General features: G+C 64.6%; 13 protein-coding genes. 5 read left to right on the top strand and 8 right to left on the bottom strand.

Going from position 1 to position 18,381, the window contains the following annotated elements; all coding sequences use genetic code 11:
- The coding region (locus tag FJZ36_00425; protein MBM3213372.1) for a superoxide dismutase at positions 1-143 on the bottom strand (143 nt) is incomplete at its 3' end.
- A 168-nt stretch (positions 144-311) separates the two neighbouring features.
- Between FJZ36_00425 and FJZ36_00430 the strand changes: the two genes are divergently transcribed.
- A complete protein-coding gene (locus FJZ36_00430; protein MBM3213373.1) occupies positions 312-2,243 on the top strand; it encodes an ABC-F family ATP-binding cassette domain-containing protein in 1,932 nt (643 codons plus the stop codon).
- Between the two features lie 16 nt (positions 2,244-2,259).
- Here the strand turns inward: FJZ36_00430 and FJZ36_00435 are convergent, their stop codons facing one another.
- Both FJZ36_00435 and FJZ36_00440 read right to left on the bottom strand, forming a co-directional pair.
- Complete coding sequence (locus FJZ36_00435) at positions 2,260-4,068, bottom strand: hypothetical protein (GenBank protein MBM3213374.1); 1,809 nt, start codon at positions 4,066-4,068, stop codon at positions 2,260-2,262.
- Between the two features lie 38 nt (positions 4,069-4,106).
- The gene (locus tag FJZ36_00440) at positions 4,107-5,921 is read right to left on the bottom strand and encodes a CRTAC1 family protein (GenBank protein ID MBM3213375.1); all 1,815 of its coding nucleotides are present in this window, start codon (positions 5,919-5,921) and stop codon (positions 4,107-4,109) included.
- A gap of 60 nt (positions 5,922-5,981) precedes the next feature.
- On the opposite strand from FJZ36_00440, the gene FJZ36_00445 reads away from it, so the two are divergent.
- On the top strand, positions 5,982-7,241 hold the full coding sequence (locus FJZ36_00445; protein MBM3213376.1) for an aminopeptidase P family protein: 1,260 nt from the start codon (positions 5,982-5,984) through the stop codon (positions 7,239-7,241).
- 7 nt (positions 7,242-7,248) lie between these two features.
- Here the strand turns inward: FJZ36_00445 and FJZ36_00450 are convergent, their stop codons facing one another.
- From FJZ36_00450 to FJZ36_00470, 5 genes are all read right to left on the bottom strand, one after another.
- Positions 7,249-8,442, bottom strand: a complete 1,194-nt coding sequence (locus tag FJZ36_00450; protein MBM3213377.1) for a glucarate dehydratase — start codon at positions 8,440-8,442, stop codon at positions 7,249-7,251.
- An 11-nt stretch (positions 8,443-8,453) separates the two neighbouring features.
- Positions 8,454-9,668: a bifunctional glutamate N-acetyltransferase/amino-acid acetyltransferase ArgJ gene (gene argJ, locus FJZ36_00455; protein ID MBM3213378.1), complete on the bottom strand. Its 1,215-nt coding sequence runs from the start codon at positions 9,666-9,668 to the stop codon at positions 8,454-8,456.
- A 127-nt stretch (positions 9,669-9,795) separates the two neighbouring features.
- Positions 9,796-10,818 (bottom strand): zinc-binding dehydrogenase, encoded by a 1,023-nt coding sequence (locus tag FJZ36_00460; GenBank protein MBM3213379.1) that lies wholly within the window; start codon positions 10,816-10,818, stop codon positions 9,796-9,798.
- Positions 10,815-12,116 carry a hypothetical protein gene (locus FJZ36_00465; GenBank protein MBM3213380.1) on the bottom strand — a complete coding sequence of 434 codons (1,302 nt, stop codon included), beginning with the start codon at positions 12,114-12,116 and terminating at the stop codon, positions 10,815-10,817. The genes FJZ36_00460 and FJZ36_00465 overlap by 4 nt, the downstream gene beginning before the upstream one ends.
- Positions 12,117-12,140: 24 nt before the next feature.
- On the bottom strand, positions 12,141-12,428 hold the full coding sequence (locus FJZ36_00470) for an acylphosphatase (protein ID MBM3213381.1): 288 nt from the start codon (positions 12,426-12,428) through the stop codon (positions 12,141-12,143).
- A 151-nt stretch (positions 12,429-12,579) separates the two neighbouring features.
- On the opposite strand from FJZ36_00470, the gene FJZ36_00475 reads away from it, so the two are divergent.
- The 3 genes from FJZ36_00475 to FJZ36_00485 all read left to right on the top strand — a co-directional run bounded on the left by FJZ36_00475 (position 12,580) and on the right by FJZ36_00485 (position 18,372).
- Positions 12,580-13,596, top strand: a complete 1,017-nt coding sequence (locus FJZ36_00475) for a zinc-binding dehydrogenase (protein MBM3213382.1) — start codon at positions 12,580-12,582, stop codon at positions 13,594-13,596.
- A 139-nt stretch (positions 13,597-13,735) separates the two neighbouring features.
- A complete protein-coding gene (locus FJZ36_00480) occupies positions 13,736-15,817 on the top strand; it encodes a hypothetical protein (protein ID MBM3213383.1) in 2,082 nt (693 codons plus the stop codon).
- Positions 15,814-18,372: a tetratricopeptide repeat protein gene (locus tag FJZ36_00485; GenBank protein ID MBM3213384.1), complete on the top strand. Its 2,559-nt coding sequence runs from the start codon at positions 15,814-15,816 to the stop codon at positions 18,370-18,372. The genes FJZ36_00480 and FJZ36_00485 overlap by 4 nt, the downstream gene beginning before the upstream one ends.
- Positions 18,373-18,381 lie beyond the last annotated feature (9 nt).

Below are 18,381 nucleotides of genomic sequence, written 5' to 3' on the forward strand. Positions count from 1 at the left end.
TTAGCCAAGCCTTCGAGGGCGGCGTTCAGACCGTTGACGTACGCCTGATGGTGCAGATCGTGGTGGATCCGCATCGTCTGTTCGTCGATGTACGGCTCTAGGGCGTTGTAGTCGTAGGGCAGAGGCAGAAGCGTGTACGGCATGGTGACTCCTAGCTTGGTCATAGCAGACGGCGTGATATGCTGACTCGGGCTCAGCGGATCGTCCTGCGCCTCACCGATTTGGACGCGGGGTCGTCGTGAGTGTTGCCGCCTGGTCTGATTATAGAGGTCGTGTGTCTCGGGTGTCAATGCGAATGAGCGCGAGATGGCTTGCCGCCTATACGCTCGGCGGATACCATCCTCCATCGGGCTGGTCCGTCGCGATCACGCAGGTTGTCTGTAACCCAGCTTCTGACACTATATTCGGATTCTCATGTCCAGACGGAGCCCCAAGCACTCGTCGGCGAGTTCGCCAGCCCGCGATGGACTGACTGGAGACTCGGATTGTCGCTGATCCGCCTTGAACGCGTGACGAAAACCTTCGACCCGCAGATCGTCCTCGACGACATCTCGTGGCAGGTGGCGCGAGGAGATCGTGTGGGTCTGGTCGGAGCCAACGGCACCGGCAAGACGACATGCCTGGAGATCATGGCGGGTCTTCAGGAACCGACGCAAGGAGCCGTCTATCGCGCCAAGGGACTGCGGCTCGGATACCTCAGCCAGGACTCGTCGCTGCCGGAGGACCGACCTCTGCGCGACGCCATGCTCGACGTCTTCGCGGAACAGCGGAGGCTCGAGGAATCCATGCACGATGTGTCGGAGCGGATGGGGGCTGCGGACACGGATGCCGAGCTCGAGGAGCTGCTTGCGCGATACGACCGCCTCCAGCACACGCACGAGCTCCAGGGCGGATATGCGTACGAGCACCGGATCGACTCCATCCTTGGCGGACTTGGGTTCGACCCCGATGAGTTCGGCAAGCAGATCGGTGTGATGAGCGGCGGCGAAAAGGCGCGCGCATCGCTCGCTCGGCTGCTGCTCGAGGACCCGGAGCTCCTGTTGCTCGACGAACCGACCAACCATCTCGACGTCAACGCCGTCGAGTGGTTCGAGTCGTTCCTCGGCACCGAGTACAAAGGCGGATACGTCGTCGTGAGCCATGACCGGTACTTCCTGGACAAGGTGACCAAGAAGACCGTAGAACTGCGCGACCGCCGCATCACCGAGTACCGTGGCAACTACAGCCAGTATGCAAACACGCGCGAACGCGACGCCCTCGCCCAACAGCGGCAGTACGAGCTACAGCAGGAGTACATCGCACGAACCGAGGAGTACATCCGCCGCAACATCGCGGGTCAGAACACCAAGCAGGCTCAAGGACGCCGGAAGATTCTCAAACGCCTCGAGCGCGTCGAACGCCCAGACGCCGACAAGCCGCGCATCCGCGTGGACCTCAAGGCGCAGACGCGCGGTGGCGACGACGTGCTGATCGCGGACGACGCGGCGATCGACTACGGATCGGGTCCCGTCTTCTCAGGCGTGTCCTTCCACGTCCGACGCACGGACGTGTTGGGCATCATGGGACCGAACGGCGCAGGCAAGACGTCGCTCTTCCGCCTCATTCTGGGTGAAGAGGAGCCGGTTGGCGGGATCGTTCGAGTCGGTGGAGGTGTCGAAGTCGGCTATCTCGGTCAGGAGCACGATGGACTGCGGGAGGATCGCAGCGTGCTCCAGGAAGTGTGGGCTGCCATGCCCGCCAGCTCGACGGAGGGCGACGTTCGTTCGCTGCTGGCGCGGTTCCTGTTCTTCGGCGACGACGTGCTAAAACGCATCTCGACGCTCAGCGGCGGCGAGCGTAGCCGCGTTTCCCTATGCCGCCTGTTGTTAACGCGCGCCAATCTGCTGCTCTTGGACGAACCGACGAATCATCTCGACATCCCGTCCCGCGAGGCGCTGGAACAGGCGCTAGAGGTGTATCCGGGCACGCTCGTCATCGTTTCCCACGACCGGTACCTGCTATCGCGACTGGCGACCAAGCTGCTGGTCTTTGGCGACGGTACGGCGCAATTCTGGCAGCGCTCCTACGCCGAATGGGAGCGATGGCGCGCAGAGCAGCAGGATCGCGCCCGCGAGCAACGCGCAGAACCGAAGAAGCCTCCAGCCGCAGCCCAGTCGCAGCCCAAACCCAAGGGCAAGAAGTCAAAGGGAACCCCCCGCCCGGCGAAGCGTCCAGTAGAGGGGAAGGCAGACAAGCGGCGCTAGGTTGTCTCGACGCGGATCAATGCCACGGGAACGCATAGGAGGGCGTGTGCGTGTAGCGCCGCATGCCCAGCTCGAGGCGTATCGTCGCGCCCGGCGCCAGCCGCGCCACGAAATGCTTGCCGTCGACCGGCGTTTCGCCTCCGCCATCAACGATGCGCGCCGTGGTGAACGCGTGTTCGCCGAACGCTCCCGCCTGAACGAGCACGTCGCGGCTTCGCACTGCGTCGGTGTTCGCCAGCTCGACGACGACGCCATCGCTATCGATCCGGGAGACGAGCGCCGCCACGCCGTCAGGCAGACCGGGACGCCGAAGCGCCGGATCGAAGTAGCGCAGACTCGCGTGAAGCAGTCCTCCGTGGTAGATGACTCCCGGAGATCCCATCGTGAGCTGAACCAGGGCTTCGCACGCGACCGGGTTGATGTCTTGCCAGTGGTGAACGTCCCATTGGGACGGGTCGCCATCGTCGTGCCGCATGCGCTCCATCCGGCGGCACACTTCGAGGTACGTCGCTGACAACATCTGTTCGGGTAGGTCGGGGTTGCTTCCGTTCAGGTAGGCGTGCCACGCCTGCGGGCTGTACTGACCGCCCTTGCCGAATCGGCTCTGCTCGTGCCAGCGCTCCCGACCTTCGAGATGGTGGAGCCGGTCTCGGTCGGCGGCGCTCTGGGTCAGGTAGTCCAGGTGGATGTAGTACCGGGGGTCCGGCGGACGATACGTGAACCAGCCGGCATCTCCACGCCGATGCGGTACCTGGAACGCGCCGTCTCGTCGCTCGCCTAGCTCCCACAGGTAGTCGAGCTGTGAGCGATGCAGATCAAGATGCCGGTCGTCTCCGGTCAGCAGAAGTGCGTTGGACCCGGCGATCAGCGTCGATTCGAGGATGATGAACGCGCCGTGGGGCCATCGCCAGCCGTAGTAGCCTCCCCACCACTTACCGCCCATCTGCTCGCCAATGATGTTGTTCGGACCGACGTTATCCGGCATGACCCCGCCGTTGCGCCGCGTTCGCTCCTCCCAGGCGTCGAGGTAGTCGAGCACCCACGTTCGGTACTTCTCTTCGCCCGTGTAGAGATAGGCGTTCGTCACCAGACTGGTCGCGTTCAGGTTGAGCGGAACATCGCCGGGAACCATCCGCTGGTTCATCAGCTTGAGGATACGGTCGAACGTCTCGCCGTCGTTCCAGTCGGCGATGACCATTGGATCGCTGGCGTCGATGCCGGGCACGTCCTCGTACGGTGTCGGGTAATGCGCCAGCACCGGTCGATGAGTCTCCCAATCGACACCGGTCATCTCGAACCGAGGACCACGGCTCCCGTTGATCGGCGACCGGATCATCCGTCGCTGCGCGTCCCAGTTCGGTGCGCTGTCGTCCTCGCCGATGTACATCCCGGCGAATCGCAGGGCACGGGCGCGGTCTTGATGGACGGTCGGGTCCGCCAAGCCGAAGTAGTAGAAGTAGGTCGAGCTCTCTCCGTGGTGCATCCAGTCGTAGTAGGCGTCGAACTCGTTGTGGATTTGCCCGTAGCCGGTGAACTGCCAGGTCACGGCGTTCCACTCCCGCCGGGCGAGATCGTGGATCGCGTCGGAACCTCCGAGCGCGTAGAAGAGAGGAAAGCTCGTGAAGCTCTCGTAGGCGTCGTCGGAACCGTCCATGCCGGGCCACTCGTCGCGCCACACGAGCGTTCCGTCGGGCCTCGTGTACCGCCGGACATAGACGACCGCAGCGCGGTTCATGGTGTCGATCAGCAGGCGTTCCATGAGCGCCCACTGGGGCGGCGGGGCGGCTTGAGACGCGGCGGCGACCGGGACACCATTCATCGACATCGAGCTTGCCTCCACCTACGCGGTCGTCCTCGCGACTGCTAGCCGCCAGAGCCTCTGCGGAATGGGGTCGATCCTGTCATTCCCCTGCCTTCGGTCACTTCGATGGTCTGCCCCGCCGACACGTTGTTGAGCGTCTGCGTACGTCCAGAAGGAAAGCGTATCTGCACCTGACTGGCACGCGTCTGCGCACCCAAACCGAACGTCAGTACCAGCTCACTTGTCGAGCAATAGCTCGAGCCCGCGCGGACGACCTGCATCTGCGCCCGCCCTCCGGACGTCACGGTGACCACAGACCCAACACCCGATCGATTCGACTTCGTGCCGTCGCCGACGACTCGGATCCGAAGCGCGTTCGGCTTGGTCGTGTCGTTTCGATAGACGCGCGCCTTGCCGCCCGAGGCGGTCACGACGATATCCAAGTCGCCGTCGCCGTCCAAGTCGCCGTACGCCGCTCCGCGTCCGACGAACGCCGTCGCCATGCCGGATTCCTTGGCAACGTCGCGGAACGCGGTTCCGCCCTGACTGAGGAAGAGATGCGGAACCTGCTGGTAGAACACGTTCCGTTGGACCTTGTTGATCCCGTCCTCGACGTGACCGTTCGCCGTGAACAGGTCCAGCCAGCCGTCGCTGTTGGCGTCGAGGAACATCGCGCCGAAGGTCAGCGTCAGCAGGCTCGCCTTGCCCAGCCCCGTCTGGGGAGCGGAGTCGATGAACAGCCCGTTCCCCTCGTTCCGGTAGAGGCTCAGCATCTGGTTCGAGAAGTTGCCGATCACGAGGCTGAACCTGCCCGACCGGTCGAAGTCGCCGACATCGACTCCCATGCCAGCGCGGGCGACGCCGCCGTCATCGAATGCTACGCCAGCGACCATCGCAATTTCGTCGTAAGTCCCGTCCCCGTTGTTCTCGAACAAGAGGTTCGGCTGCGTGTCGTTCGCAACGAAGATGTCGTCCCAGCCATCGCCGTTGTGGTCGAACGCGACGACGCCCAGGCTCTTGCTGTTCGGCGCAACGACTCGCGCCTTCGTCGAAACATCCGTGAACGTCCCGTTCCCGTTGTTTCTGTAAAGTCGGTCCTGAACCCCCTTGTAGGACTCCGGCGTGCAGTAGGACTTGGTGACACCATCGAGTGTGCAGTAGATATCGGTCTCGGGCGTCCATTCGACGTAGTTGCAGACGTAGAGATCGAGGTACTGGTCACCGTCGTAGTCGAGCCAGGCGGCGCTCGTCGAGAAGGCGGGGTTGCGGATACCCGCGCTGCGCGTAACGTCGCGGAACTTGCCACCCCCCTCGTTCCGGAACAGGTGATCCTCGCCCACGCAAGCAATGTAGACATCCGCGTCGCCGTCGTTGTCGTAGTCGGCGGTTGACACCCCCATGCCGTACATGGGCATGGCGAGCCCGGACTGCTGCGTTCGGTCGGCGAATCGCCCGTCTGTCTGGATGTAGAACGCGGGTAGGTTCGACTTGCGCGTGGGGTGACCCGACCAGTCCATCCCGTTAACGAACAGCAGGTCGAGGTCGTCGTCGCCATCGGCATCGAACACGGCGACTCCGCTGCCCATGGTCTCCGGCAGGTACTTCGCCCCGAACGCCCCGTTGTTATGCTCGAAACGAACGCCCAGGGATGTCGTCGCATCGGCGAAGCGAACGGGACCTGTCTGCGCAACGACTCCCAAGCACGTCGCCCAAAGGACTGTCGCCTGCCAGACGGCTACAGCGCGGTTGAGCCGACGCGTGATACGTGGCATGTTGATCGATGACTCCCTGCGAGGAACGCACGTCAACTCACACCGAAGCGTCAAGACGCGAGTTGACATTACCGCACTTCGACAGCTCTGGGAAGTCGGCGGCATGCGGCGACGCTGGCGTGTACCGCCGATCCTGGAACGCAATCGACGGCGAGGAGACCTGGCATGGCTTTCCCGGTTTGCGGCGATGCGACCGTGCTTCCGCTGCACGAGAGGGCGCGCGTCGTCAACGAGGTGCTGGCGCGACGCTTCGAGCGTCTGCTCCCGTCGGTCATGCGCGAGACCGGCTTCGACATGTGGATCCTCGTGTGCAACGAAGACAACCACGATCCGGTCTGGCGCACGATGGTTCCCTGGCAATGCTGGGCTCCGATCCTGCAGATCGTCGTGTTCCACGACGCGGGCGGCGAGGGCATCGACCGCATCAACATCTCGCGCACGGACACGATGGGGTTGATGGCGTCCGCATGGGAACCGGAGACCGACGCGTGGGATGTCCTCGCTCGCATCGTACGCGAACGGAACCCGCGACGCATCGGGATCAACGAGTCGGATACGATCTGGGCTGCCGACGGACTCACCGCCACGCTCAAGAACCGCCTCCTCGACGCGCTCGGACCGGAACTCGCCTCGCGGACGGAATCGGCGGAACCGATGTCGATTCGGTGGCTGGAGACGCGACTGCCGGAGGAACTCGAGCTCTACACGCAGGCGTGCGCCATCGCCCACAGCCTGATCCGCGAGTGCTTCTCACGCCGCGCCATCACGCCGGGAGTCACCACCATCGAGGACCTTCGCTGGCACTACTGGCAGAGGGGGGCTGAGATGGGTCTGCCCGTCTCCTTCCCCCCGTTCTTCCTGCGGATTCGCAGCAACGCGATGCAAGAACGCTGGGGACCGGACGACAAGGCGATCCGCGCAGGCGACGTGCTCCATTGCGATGTCGGGGTCGAGTACTTGCGCCTCACGACCGACCATCAGGAGCTGGCGTACGTCCTTCAGCCTGGCGAAACGCAGGCGCCGCAGGGCTTCCGCGACGGGATGGCGCAGGCGAACCGGCTGCAGAACGTCTTCACGGGAACCTGGCAGGCGGGTCTGACCGGCAACGAGATTCTCGCCCGGGCGCTGGCAGCAGCGAGAGCCGCAGGGATTCCGAACCCGCGCATCTACTCGCACTCCCTCGGGCACTACCTCCATGAACCCGGTCCGTTGATGGGGCTGCCGTGGGAACAGGTATGTTGCCCGGGACGCGGGGACGTCGTGATGCACTACGACACGGTCTACACCGTCGAACTGAGCGTTACAGTTCCCATACCGGAATGGGGTAGTCAGGAAGTGCGCGTCATGCTGGAGCAGGATGCGGCGATCACCAGGAAGGGAGTGCGGTTCCTCGACGGTCGGCAGACGGCGTTCCACCTGATCTGACGACTTCTCACCAGCGTGGACTGATCGGCTCCCACGATGGGTCGAAGCGGCGCATCTCGGTCACGTCGTCGCGGCGATCTCGCCCCCAGCGGATGCGCGTTTCGGCGAGTTCGGCAAGCGCGTCTTCGTCCAGCGTGACGCCGAGCCCGGGCCCGTCGGGTACGCGGAGACATCCGTCCTCGAAGCGGAATCGCTCGCGGATCACGTCGTCCTTCGCCCACGGGTAGTGTGTGTCGCAGGCGTAGTCGAGATTCGGAATGCTGGCGCCGAGATGCACCATGGCAGCCATCGAAATACCGAGATGGCTGTTGCTGTGCATGCTGACGCCCCATCCGAGCCCTTCGCAGACCCGCGCGAGCTGCTTGCACGCGACGATGCCGCCCCAGGCGTGGTGATCGACGAGCACCACCTGCACGCAACCCGACGCGAAACCGGTTCCGATGTGCTCGAAGCGCGTCACGCACATGTTCGTCGCGAGGCGGAAGCGCGTCTCTCGTTGCACCTCCGCCATGCCGTCCTGCCCGCGCGTCGGGTCTTCGACGTACTCCATCGGGAGGTCGAGCCGCTCCATCTCACGGCATGCGCGGACCGACGCCGGAACCGACCAGATCGCGTTCGGATCGATCCGAAGCCCGATGCCATCGCCCAGATGGTCGCGCATCAGCCGGAGCGACTCGATCTCGTCTTCAGGTGACAACACGCCCCCTTTGAGCTTCAGCTCCCGGAACCCGAAGCGATCGACGAACTCCCGCGCCTGTCCGAGCATGGCATCCGGTGTGAGGACCTCTCCCGGCGACAGATCGGCAAACTCCACGTCGGGATGTACGTCGTTGGCGAACTTGTAGAAGAGATAGGCGCTGAAAGGCACATCGTCCCTCACTCGCCCGCCGATCAGATCGACCAGTGGTCTATCCGCGACCTTGCCCATGATGTCGAGACACGCGGTCTCCAAGGGAGCGAAGACGCCGCCCGCGATCTGCCGAACCTCCTCGAGCTGGAACGGGTCCTTGCCCAGGAGCTCCGGCGTCAGACGCGTGATGGCTTCCGCGCCGCCGTGGGACTCGCCCAGCCCGACGTAGCCGTCGTCCGTGAAGACCTGGAGGATGGTCCTCAGCGCGTACGGCTCGTGAATGCCGGTCGAGTTGCGCAGCGGCGGATCGGAGAACGCGATGGGCGTCGCCCGTATCTCTGAGATGCGCATGCCCAGCCTCCCTAGGAGCGGTAGGACGCGTTCTCTTGGATGTAGCCCTCGGTGAGGTCGCACGTCCAGAACGTCGCCTCGCCCGAACCGGCGTGCAGGTCAGCCCGAATGTGAAGCGGGTCGCGGCTGAACAGAGCCGTCGCATCGGCTTCCTGGTAGTCGGTTCGCATGCCGCCTCGGACGAGCTGCAGATCCTCGATCCAGAGGTCTGTGGCGTACGGGTCGAACGCCGCGCCGGAGTAGCCGATGGCGCACAGTATCCTGCCCCAGTTGGCGTCGTTGCCGTAGACCGCCGTCTTGACGAGGTTCGATTCGGCTACGGCGCGCGCGGCGCGTTCGGCGTCCCCATCGTCGCGTCCTCCGACGACGGTCACCTCGATGAGCTTCGTCGCCCCTTCGCCGCCATGGGCGATGCGGATCGCCAACTCCTGGCACACCGACGTCAGCGCATCCGCGAACTGGCGCTCGGAGGACGTGTGCGATTCGACTCGAGGCCCGGCTCCAGATGCGAGGATCAGCACGGTGTCGTTCGTGCTCTGGTCGCCGTCGACGCTGACGCGGTTGAACGAGCGCGCAACGGATTGCCGCAGCAGGATCTGGAGAAGCGCCGGATCGATGTCGGCGTCCGTGGTCAGGAAGCAGAGCATCGTCGCCATATTGGGCGCGATCATCCCCGCTCCCTTGCAGCATCCGCCGATGCGCAACGGGCTCCCGCCGACGCTCGTCTCGATAGCGTAGACCTTTGGCGTGGTGTCCGTCGTCATGATGGACCGAGCGAACTGGTCGCCGCCGCCGCGACCCAGAGCCCCGGCGGCTGCCGTGATTCCTTTCCGCACCGCTCCCATCGGCAACGGCTCGCCGATGACGCCGGTGGACGCCACGAGCACCTCTCGCGCGTCGATCCCAAGCAGACGCGCGGTTTCGGCTGCCATCTCGCGAGCGGCGGCAAGTCCGGGATCGCCGGTGCAGGCGTTCGCGTTGCCCGCGTTGACGACGACGGCTCGCGCGAACCCGTGGGTCTGAGCCAGGTGCTCGCGACACACGTGGATGGGAGCCGCCGAGAAGAGGTTCCTCGTGAACACGCCAGCCGCCGACGCACGACGGTCGCAGCGGATCATGCCGACGTCGTGGCGGTCGCGATAGCGGATTCCGCCTTCCCCGGATCCTGCCTCGAAGCCAACGGCGGCTGCGACTCCACCATCGATCACGTCGAACGTGTCTGACATCGGCGACTCCTTTGCCATCGGGTCGGTATTGGTGGCAAGTGTAGCCGCCGGTTGAGCGCCAATCCAGCCCATGTTGCCACTCGATGACAAGGCGCGTTCGACATGGGCGGAAACCGTGGCAAGGCTCCTACGAGCTCACCAGCAGCACCTTTCCCGTCTTCGACTCGTCGGCAACGCGATATGCCTCGGCGCCGTCCGTGATCGGGAACCGATGCGTTACCAGCGACTCGAAGCTGACACGGCGCTGCTCAAGGAACGACACGAGCTCGTACGACAACGGCAGCGACAGGACGAACGACCCCATCAGCACCAGTTCCCGGCTGATGATCTCGGTCGGGTTCAGTGTGGCTTCGACACTTCCCACGCCGCAGAACACGGCTTTGCCTCCGCGACGCAGACAGGCGACTGCGTTGCGTCGCCCTTCCGAGCTTCCAGACGCTTCGAAGGCGTGTCCGGGACCCTCGGGCCCGCATGCCTCTGCGATGCGCGACACGAGATCAGCACCGTCTGCTTGAAGAGCCGTGTCCGCGCCGATCCGACGCGCGAGCTCGACGCGTTCCGCGATCACATCGACGCCGACGACTCGGGCTCCCATCGCCTTGCCCACCAGCACGCCACTGAGACCCACGGGCCCCAGCCCGAAGACGACGAGGCTGTCGCCGACCGATACATCCAGCTTGCGGAGCGCCGCGTACGCGGTTCCCCCAGCGCAGGCGACGAACGCGCCGTCGGCGAAGCTGACCGAATGCGGCAACGACACGCAGTTGCGCTCGTCCGCCAGGATGTAGTCGGCATGGGAGCCATCGACGGGACCGCCGTACCCCCGCGCGCTGCGGCACCATTGGAACTTGCCGGCGGCGCATTGGCGGCAGTAGCCGCAGCTACGGTAGTGGTTGACGCAAACCCGGTCGCCGATCTGCACACGCTCCACTCCCGGACCGACTGCGTCCACGACGCCGCTCGGTTCGTGACCCGGGATCCGATGCGCCGAACCGGAGAGCTCCTGGGCGGAGCGCCGGTAGACGTGCAGATCGCTCCCGCAGATGCCGGTCTCCCGCATCGCCACACGCACTTCGCCGTGCCCGGGATCCGGGTCGGCGAAGTCGCGCACGGCGGCGCGCCGGTCCCCAAGCAGCACAACACCCTTCATCGTGGGCTCCTTGCGACGGACACGAGCGCTCGAACGCCGTCGAGCAGTCGGTCGGGCATGTCCAGCGAGAACGGCGCGGGCAGGAGGTAGTAGAGCTGGGAGGAATCGCCCTCGTAACCACCCTCTTCAATGATCTGGCGCGTCGGGATGTACGCGAGGACGTCCTCGGCGTATGCGAGAACCAGGGTGCGATGCCCAGGAAACAGCCCGCGCACGGCTTCCGCGATGCCGCCGCACACCTCGCCGCCCAGAGCGATGATCTGTGCGTTGTCGGAAAGCCGCAGCCAGTGCGCGTGGAGCTCAGCAGAGGATGGGGGAGCGCCGCCAGCCTCGATGGCAGCGATCTGCGGCTCCGCCCATGCCCGGAGATAGGGATCGCCCTTGTCGGCGATTGCGCGGAGCTCTTCCAGGCTCTTCGAGCCCTGCAGCGGAAGATCGATCCTCGACATCCGCGTGTCCAGGGAAAGCTCGACGGGCTCGCCAGGAGACTCCAGGGCAGTGAGAACCTCGTCGCGTAAGGTCTCGCCGAACGTTCGCGCCTGCTCGTACGTGCCCGCTTGGAACCGCGAGCGGTCCTCGGTGACGACGTTCACGCGAACGTCTCCGCAGGCTCCCTGGCAGAACATCGCCTGAGATCCATCGCCAAGGTTCGCCTCGAGCCCTCGCTGGGCGAAGCCTGGATAGTCACCGGAGAACTGATACCAGCTCAGCGTCGTCGGATGGCAGGCGATGGAGAACAGGACTACTGGCGGAGCCCCGCTGCGCTCGACGCGCAGCGCGGCGAGCTCTCGGTAGATCGACACGTCGGGGTTCGGCAGCATCTGGATCTGCCCGTTGACCATCTTGCGGCGATGGATGCCCAGCGTCGTCGAGCCTCGATGGAGTGTCGCGGACGCCGGGCGCATCGATTCGAGCGCATCCGTCGCGGCTTCGACGGTCTTCGCCACAAGCTGCGCGACGTACTCCGCCGGGAACCGATCAGGAGCCGTCGTCGTCCGAGTCGGGTCGACAATGGGACCGGAATGCGTGTGGCTCGCCGTGAACAGCACATCTTCGCGCGACAGGTCGGGATAGGACCCTCGCAGAGCCGCGCGAACCGCGTCGTTGATGCTGGGGTGCCATTCGATGATGTCCGCTGTGATGACAATGGTGCGCTTCCCAGAGCGATCCTCGATCGCCAGCGCCTTGACGATCAGGTCGTCTGCGACGTCTTCTGCGGGTCGCGTCCGCGACGCGTAGCCCGCCATCCAGACGCCGATAGGCGGCGTGATCGTCCGCCGCCCGGTTCCCGCTCGCATGGAGCATCCTCCCGACAACAGCGCCTACCAGTGTCGTATGCGAAAGTCGGCGTAGGTCCCCGACGGCTCTCTGGGTTCCACCGACGCCGTCTCCACTCGCGCGCCCGTGGATCCTCGGCGCATCCGCGTCACCAGTTCCTCGACCGCCTCGGGTCTGCCCTCGACGAACGCCTCGACGCGCCCGTCAGGCAGGTTCCGCACATAGCCGACGACCCCGAGGCGCTCTGCGAGCTCGAGCACGAACGCCCGGAACCCGACGTTCTGCACACGTCCGCTCACGAGGACGCGGCAGGCGACAATCGGCTCGTTCATGGCAACGCCTTCGCCGGGCGCATCGCACCTTGATCGACCGGGGATCATGCGCTATTAGAACCCCACCGACCTCCACCGTCAAGAGCAGCCGCCAGCGTCCCGCCACCGGACGCGCGGCAAGAGATCTCTTACGCCAACGATAGGGTTCCACATGCAGAAAGCGGTCATACTCGGCGAACGACAGGCAGGCTTGGTCGACGTTCCTGATCCGAAGGCGAAGGACGACTGGGTCGTCGTGAAGGTCCACGCGGCGCCCATGTGCACCGAGTACAAGGGATGGCTCGGAGGCGGCACATCCGATTTCATGGGTCACGAAGCCGCCGGCGAGGTGGTCGAAGTCGCGCAACCGGGCAAGGTCCGCGTCGGCGACCGCGTCGTCGTCATGCCGCAAACGCCTTGCGGCACGTGCGAGCTTTGCGTCGCGGGCGACTACATCCACTGCGAGCGACCGATCAACTTCCGCGAGTTCCACGGCACGCCGGAGGGAAATGCCACGATGGCGCAGTACCTGCTCAAGCCGTCCTGGCTCCTTCCGAAGGTCCCGGATGGCGTCTCGTACGAGCGCGCCGGGCTCGCGTGCTGCGCGCTGGGTCCCTCGATGGGAGCCTTCGAGACGATGGGCGTCGGTCGGTTCAGCACGGTTCTCATCACCGGGCTGGGACCGGTCGGGCTGGGCGCGGTCGTCAACGCCAGGTTTCGAGGCGCTCGGGTCTTCGCCGTGGACTCCGTACGGTTCCGCGCGGATCGAGCTCTCGCCATGGGCGCAGAGCGCGTGTTCGATCCGAACGAGGAGGACATCCCTCGTCAACTTCGGGAACTGACGGGCGGCAAGGGCGTCGATGCGTCGCTGGATTGCTCTGGGAACATCCAAGCGGAGCGCCTGGGTATTGACGCCACGCGTCGTAAGGGCAAGGTCGCTTACGTCGGCGAATCGGGAGCGGACCTGGCGATCCGCGTCAGCCCGGACATGATCCGCAAGGGGCTCACCATCATGGGGTCTTGGCACTACAACCTGAACCTCTTCCCGAAGATCATGCAGGTGATCCAGGAATCTGACCTGCTGGACTTGCTGGTGACCCACGTACTGCCGATGCGTGACATCCAGCGCGCGATGGAGCTCTGTGCGTCTCACGACACCGGCAAGGTGATCCTCCAGCCGTGGGCTTGACCATGTTGCTGGCGATGTCATAGGCATGTAATATGCCCGCCATGGCGAGGATGAGGTGGCGTTGGGGGTTTATCCTTGTGCTTGCATCTGCGACGTAACCTCATTACGGGCGACACGGAGTGCGCCCGGGAGACCTACAATGGCACAGCCGAGATCGAGCGTCAGAGTCGGTTGGGCATCCTGGCTTGCGCGGATCAGCATGTTCGTGTTGCTCTTCGAGGCGATCACGGGCCTCGCCATCACCTTCGGTCCTTTTCATCCGGTAGTCCAGTGGGGTGTCGTAGCGCACACGATCCTCGGCATCGCTCTGCTGATCCCCATGGCAGCCTACTATGCGTGGCACTGGGACGACTACAAATCCTACTCGCTCACGTACGTCGTGCTGCTGGGATACGTCGGCCTGGCAGGTCTGATCGTGTGCACGCTCTCCGGCATCGTCGTCACCTGGCAGGGGCTGTTCGGCATCAAGACCTCGTCGTTGTGGCGTACGATCCACTTGGTGTCCACATTCGTCGTCCTGATTCCCGGATTGCTGCACGTGGCATTCATTCTCTCCCGCGTGTGGTCGCGACCTGAGAGCCGCGCGTCGCGGGGCTTCGTCCTGACCACGGTTGTCGCGACCGTCGTCGGCATGGTCGCGATGGGCGTGCTCGGAGTCGTCTACTCGGGCACCGAGTACGTCAACGAGTTCCCATCGGACTACAGCTTCCTCTACGGTGAGGATCGAGCGTTCGCGCCGAGTCTAGCCCGCACGACGACCGGTGGAGCCTACGACGCTCGTTCCCTGAGCGGCTCGGAGTCCTGCGGCACGTCTGGATGCCACGAAGAGATTCTGGAGGAGTGGACCCCCAGCGCCCATCGATACGCGGCGAAGGATGTCCTGTTCCAGGGCATCCAGAACGTCATGGCGCAGCAGAACGGACCGGAATCGACCCGATACTGCGGTGGATGCCACGACCCCATCTCGCTGTTCTCCGGCACGAAGAACATCTTCGTGGAGGACCTCACAGGGCTTCAGGGCTATCAGGAGGGCGTGTCGTGCCTCGCGTGCCACGCGATCCGCGAGACGGACGTGCAGGGTAACGCGAACTACCTCATTGCCCAGCCCTCGGAGTACCTCTGGCAATGGAGCACGTCCGGGCTATCGCGAGTCATGCGCGACTTCCTGATCCGCACCTACCCAGCGCAGCACAACACGCTCAGCAAGCGGCTCTACAAGGCTCCTGAGTACTGCGCCGCGTGCCACAAGCAGTTCATCGACCAGGAGGTGAACCGCGTCGGATGGGTGCAGCTCCAGAACCAGTACGACAACTGGAAGGCGAGCCACTGGAATGCCGAGACGGAGGATCAGAAGCGCGATCCCAAGAAGTCCATCGAGTGTCGTGAGTGCCACATGCCGCTCGTGGATTCCAGCGATCCGGCGGCTGGCGACACGGGCGACTACAACCGCAAAGCGAACGACGGCAAGCATCGGAGCCATCGTTTCATCGCGTCGAACCAGATGATGCCAAAGCTGCTCGAGTTGCCGGGGTGGGAGAAGCAGGTGCAGTTGACCGAGGAGTGGCTGAAAGGCAGCTTCCCGGTACCAGAGATCGCCGACAAGTGGACTGAGGGCCCCATCGTCAAGATGGCGCTCGAAGTGCCTGAGTCCGTCGCCCCTGGCGAGAAAATGCCGATCCGCGTAGTGTTCACCTCAAACAAGGTGGGACATGACTACCCGACGGGCCCGCTGGACATCATCCAGAGCTGGCTCGAAATCCAAGTGACCGACCCGGATGGGAACGTCATCTTCACCAGCGGGACGCGAGACGACAAGAACTTCATTGAGCCTGGGTCGTTCCTCTTCAAGGCGGAACCGGTGGACCAATACGGGAACCTGATCGACCGCCACAACCTGTGGGAGATGGTCGGCGTCCGCTACCGTCGCGCGCTGTTCCCGGGTCACTCGGACGCTGTCGAATACAGTGTGACCTGCCCATCGGGCGTCGCATTGGCGCCGAACACCAAGTTCAAGCAGCCTACAGGGGACTCCGCCGCCAAGTCGATGGATGTGGACGCCCCGGCGACCGAGGGTGTCTACCGCGTGTCGGCGAAGCTCCAGTACCGCAAGGTGGACCAGTTCCTGCTCAATTTCCTTCTCGGCGAGAAGTCGGGCGTGAGTGCCCCGACGGTCGAAATCGACCGCGCCGAGGCTGAGGTCCGCGTCCGGAGGGGCACATGACCGGAGGCACTGGCGAGAATCCGTCGCGGCGCAAGCCTGGACGACGAGTCCGACGGCTACGGTGGACCCTCATCGGGCTCGCCGTAACCGCAGCGGTTGGGGGCGCTATCGGCATCGGCGCGTACTGGGCGTCGCGCCCGAAAGCGTATGAACCGGGCAGCGAGGACAAAGACATCACGTCCGTTCTCCGAAAGGACATCCCGGCGGACGCCCCCTCTCCCAAGCTCGTGGACGTCACGCGGGAAGCCGGCATCGCCGACTTCCAGACGTTCGTTGGGGCGAGGACGTCTCAACTCCCGGAAGATATGGGTCCGGGGATGGCTTGGGGCGACTTCGACAACGACGGCGACGAGGACCTCTTCCTCGTTAGCGCAGGCGGTCCGCTGACTGCCCCGGAAACCCAACTCGCGCCGTCGTCGCTCTTTGAGAACCGGGGCGATGGCACGTTCCAGAGAGTCGTCGGCTTTGCGGAGCCGCGTATCCACGGCATGGGCGCCGCATGGGGCGACGTGGACGGCGACGGGTGGCTCGACCTACTCGTCACAGGCTACGACGCTCTCCAGCTTTACCGGAACCGCCAAGGCAAGCTGTCGCTCGACAAAGGGTTCTCAGCCCCCAAGGGCTTCTGGGCAACGGCTTCGTTCGCCGACTACGACCAGGACGGCGACCTCGACCTGTACGTGTGCGGCTACGTCCAGTACAAGCCCAGCGATGGCTCGCAGCGAACGTCCACGCAGTACAGCTCTTCGGTTCCCTACACGCTGAACCCGTCTTCATACGAGCCGGAACAGAATCTCCTCTTCCGCAATCGCGGCGACGGGCGGTTCGATGAGGTCGCCGAGAAAGCAGGCGTCTCGAACCCGGAGGGACGCAGTCTGTCTGCCATCTGGCATGACTTCAACGCCGACGGATGGCTCGACCTCTACGTGGCGAACGACGTGTCCGACAACGTCCTTTGGCTGAACCGTCGAGGGAAGTTCGAGGACATCAGTCACGCAGCATGGGTCGCCGACTATCGCGGCGCGATGGGGCTCGCCGCAGCCGACTGGAACCGAGACGGCGACGACGACCTCTTCATCACTCACTGGCTGGCGCAGGAGAACGCGCTGTACGACTCCCTGTCCAACGACATGAAGGGACAGCCCGGAGCCGGCAGCGATGGGTTGCGGTTCATGGATATTGCGGATGCGCAGGGCTTGGGACAGGTGGCGCTGCAGTCGGTCGGTTGGGGAGCCGAGTTCGTCGACCTCGACGCCGACGGTTGGCTCGACCTGGTCGTTGCGAACGGTAGCACCATCGAGACGGAGGAGACACCGAAGCGCCTTCGCCCTCAGCCCATGTTCGCGTTCTGGGGCAACCACGGAGAGCGATTCTACGACTTGGCTCCCCTCGACCCGATTCTCGCGACGCCGAGAGTTGCGCGCGGGCTGTCGATGTGCGACTACGACCGCGACGGGGACATGGATATCCTCGTCTCGACGGCGGATGATGGCGTTCGGCTGTTCCGCAACGACATGCAATCCGGCAACTGGGCGGAGTTCCGGATCCGCACAAAGGACGGATCGGGCCCGGGACGCGATGGAACCGGCGCGACCGTCATCGTGACCGTTGGCGGCGTCCGCATCCGACGTTCGCTGTCCCCCGCGTCCTATCTCTCGCAGAGCTCGCGCGTCATTCACGTGGGATTGGGCGACGCGACTCGGATCGACCGACTGGAGCTCCTCTATCCCGGCGAGAAGCCCACGATCTACACCGACCTGGCGACGAACACCGCGTGGGAGCTCACCGTTGGCGACACGACGGCGCGACAGGTCGGCAAGTCGGCGGCAGGCTCGTCCGCCAAATCGTCGTTGAGCCGCGAGCAGGTCGTCGAGTTCTGGCGGCTGCACCGCGCTGGCATGGACGCCATCAAGCGAGACAAGGACTTCGCAAGAGCCGTCGGGTCCTTCCGGCAGGCGTTGGAAATCGACCCTAACCACGAAGACGCCCGGTACTACCTGGGCAACGCGCTGGCGGAGATCGGCGACATCGCCGGAGCCCTGAACCAGTTCGAGGCGTTGACGCGCGTCAATCCCAGCAGCCATCGAGGCTTCGCGCGTCACGGAACTCTTCTTGCCATCATGGCGAAGTCCCAGCGCGACCTCGATACGTCCCAATCGATCCTTGAGAAGGCGCTCGCACTCAACCCGGAGGAGACCGGCGCGCTGCTGACGCTTGGGGAAATCGCCCTGATGCGCGGCGACCTCGAGACAAGCCGACAGCGGCTCGAATGGGCTGCCCATAGCAATCCGCGAGCAACGGGGTCGTACTTCCTCCGAGCCTACATCGCGTGGAAAGCAAAGGACGCGGCTCGCTCGACGGAGCTGCTGCGCAAGGCGCGCGAGACGCTCGGGCCCGACTGGAAGCCCGAAGGAACTACCGCCGAAGGCGACGTGATCCACAAAGTGCACGACGACACGACCCCGCTCTCACCGTACTGGGACAGTTGGGATGGCAAGCCGAACCCGTCGACGGCGTTTGTGGCACTGGAGCGGGCGCTGCGCCTGCACTTCTGACACACGCGC

It is taken from the genome of Candidatus Poribacteria bacterium (assembly GCA_016866785.1).
In the GTDB taxonomy this organism is placed as follows: Bacteria; Poribacteria; WGA-4E.

Excerpts from the sequence above, each read along its gene's own strand:
- FJZ36_00470 (MBM3213381.1), bottom strand. The coding sequence starts at position 12,428 with ATGAACGAGCCGATTGTCGCCTGCCGCGTCCTCGTGAGCGGACGTGTG.
- FJZ36_00480 (MBM3213383.1), top strand. The coding sequence starts at position 13,736 with ATGGCACAGCCGAGATCGAGCGTCAGAGTCGGTTGGGCATCCTGGCTT.
- FJZ36_00465 (MBM3213380.1), bottom strand. The coding sequence starts at position 12,116 with ATGCGAGCGGGAACCGGGCGGCGGACGATCACGCCGCCTATCGGCGTC.
- FJZ36_00445 (MBM3213376.1), top strand. The coding sequence starts at position 5,982 with ATGGCTTTCCCGGTTTGCGGCGATGCGACCGTGCTTCCGCTGCACGAG.
- argJ (MBM3213378.1), bottom strand. The coding sequence starts at position 9,668 with ATGTCAGACACGTTCGACGTGATCGATGGTGGAGTCGCAGCCGCCGTT.
- FJZ36_00450 (MBM3213377.1), bottom strand. The coding sequence starts at position 8,442 with ATGCGCATCTCAGAGATACGGGCGACGCCCATCGCGTTCTCCGATCCG.
- FJZ36_00435 (MBM3213374.1), bottom strand. The coding sequence starts at position 4,068 with ATGTCGATGAATGGTGTCCCGGTCGCCGCCGCGTCTCAAGCCGCCCCG.
- FJZ36_00440 (MBM3213375.1), bottom strand. The coding sequence starts at position 5,921 with ATGCCGCCGACTTCCCAGAGCTGTCGAAGTGCGGTAATGTCAACTCGC.
- FJZ36_00475 (MBM3213382.1), top strand. The coding sequence starts at position 12,580 with ATGCAGAAAGCGGTCATACTCGGCGAACGACAGGCAGGCTTGGTCGAC.
- FJZ36_00460 (MBM3213379.1), bottom strand. The coding sequence starts at position 10,818 with ATGAAGGGTGTTGTGCTGCTTGGGGACCGGCGCGCCGCCGTGCGCGAC.
- FJZ36_00485 (MBM3213384.1), top strand. The coding sequence starts at position 15,814 with ATGACCGGAGGCACTGGCGAGAATCCGTCGCGGCGCAAGCCTGGACGA.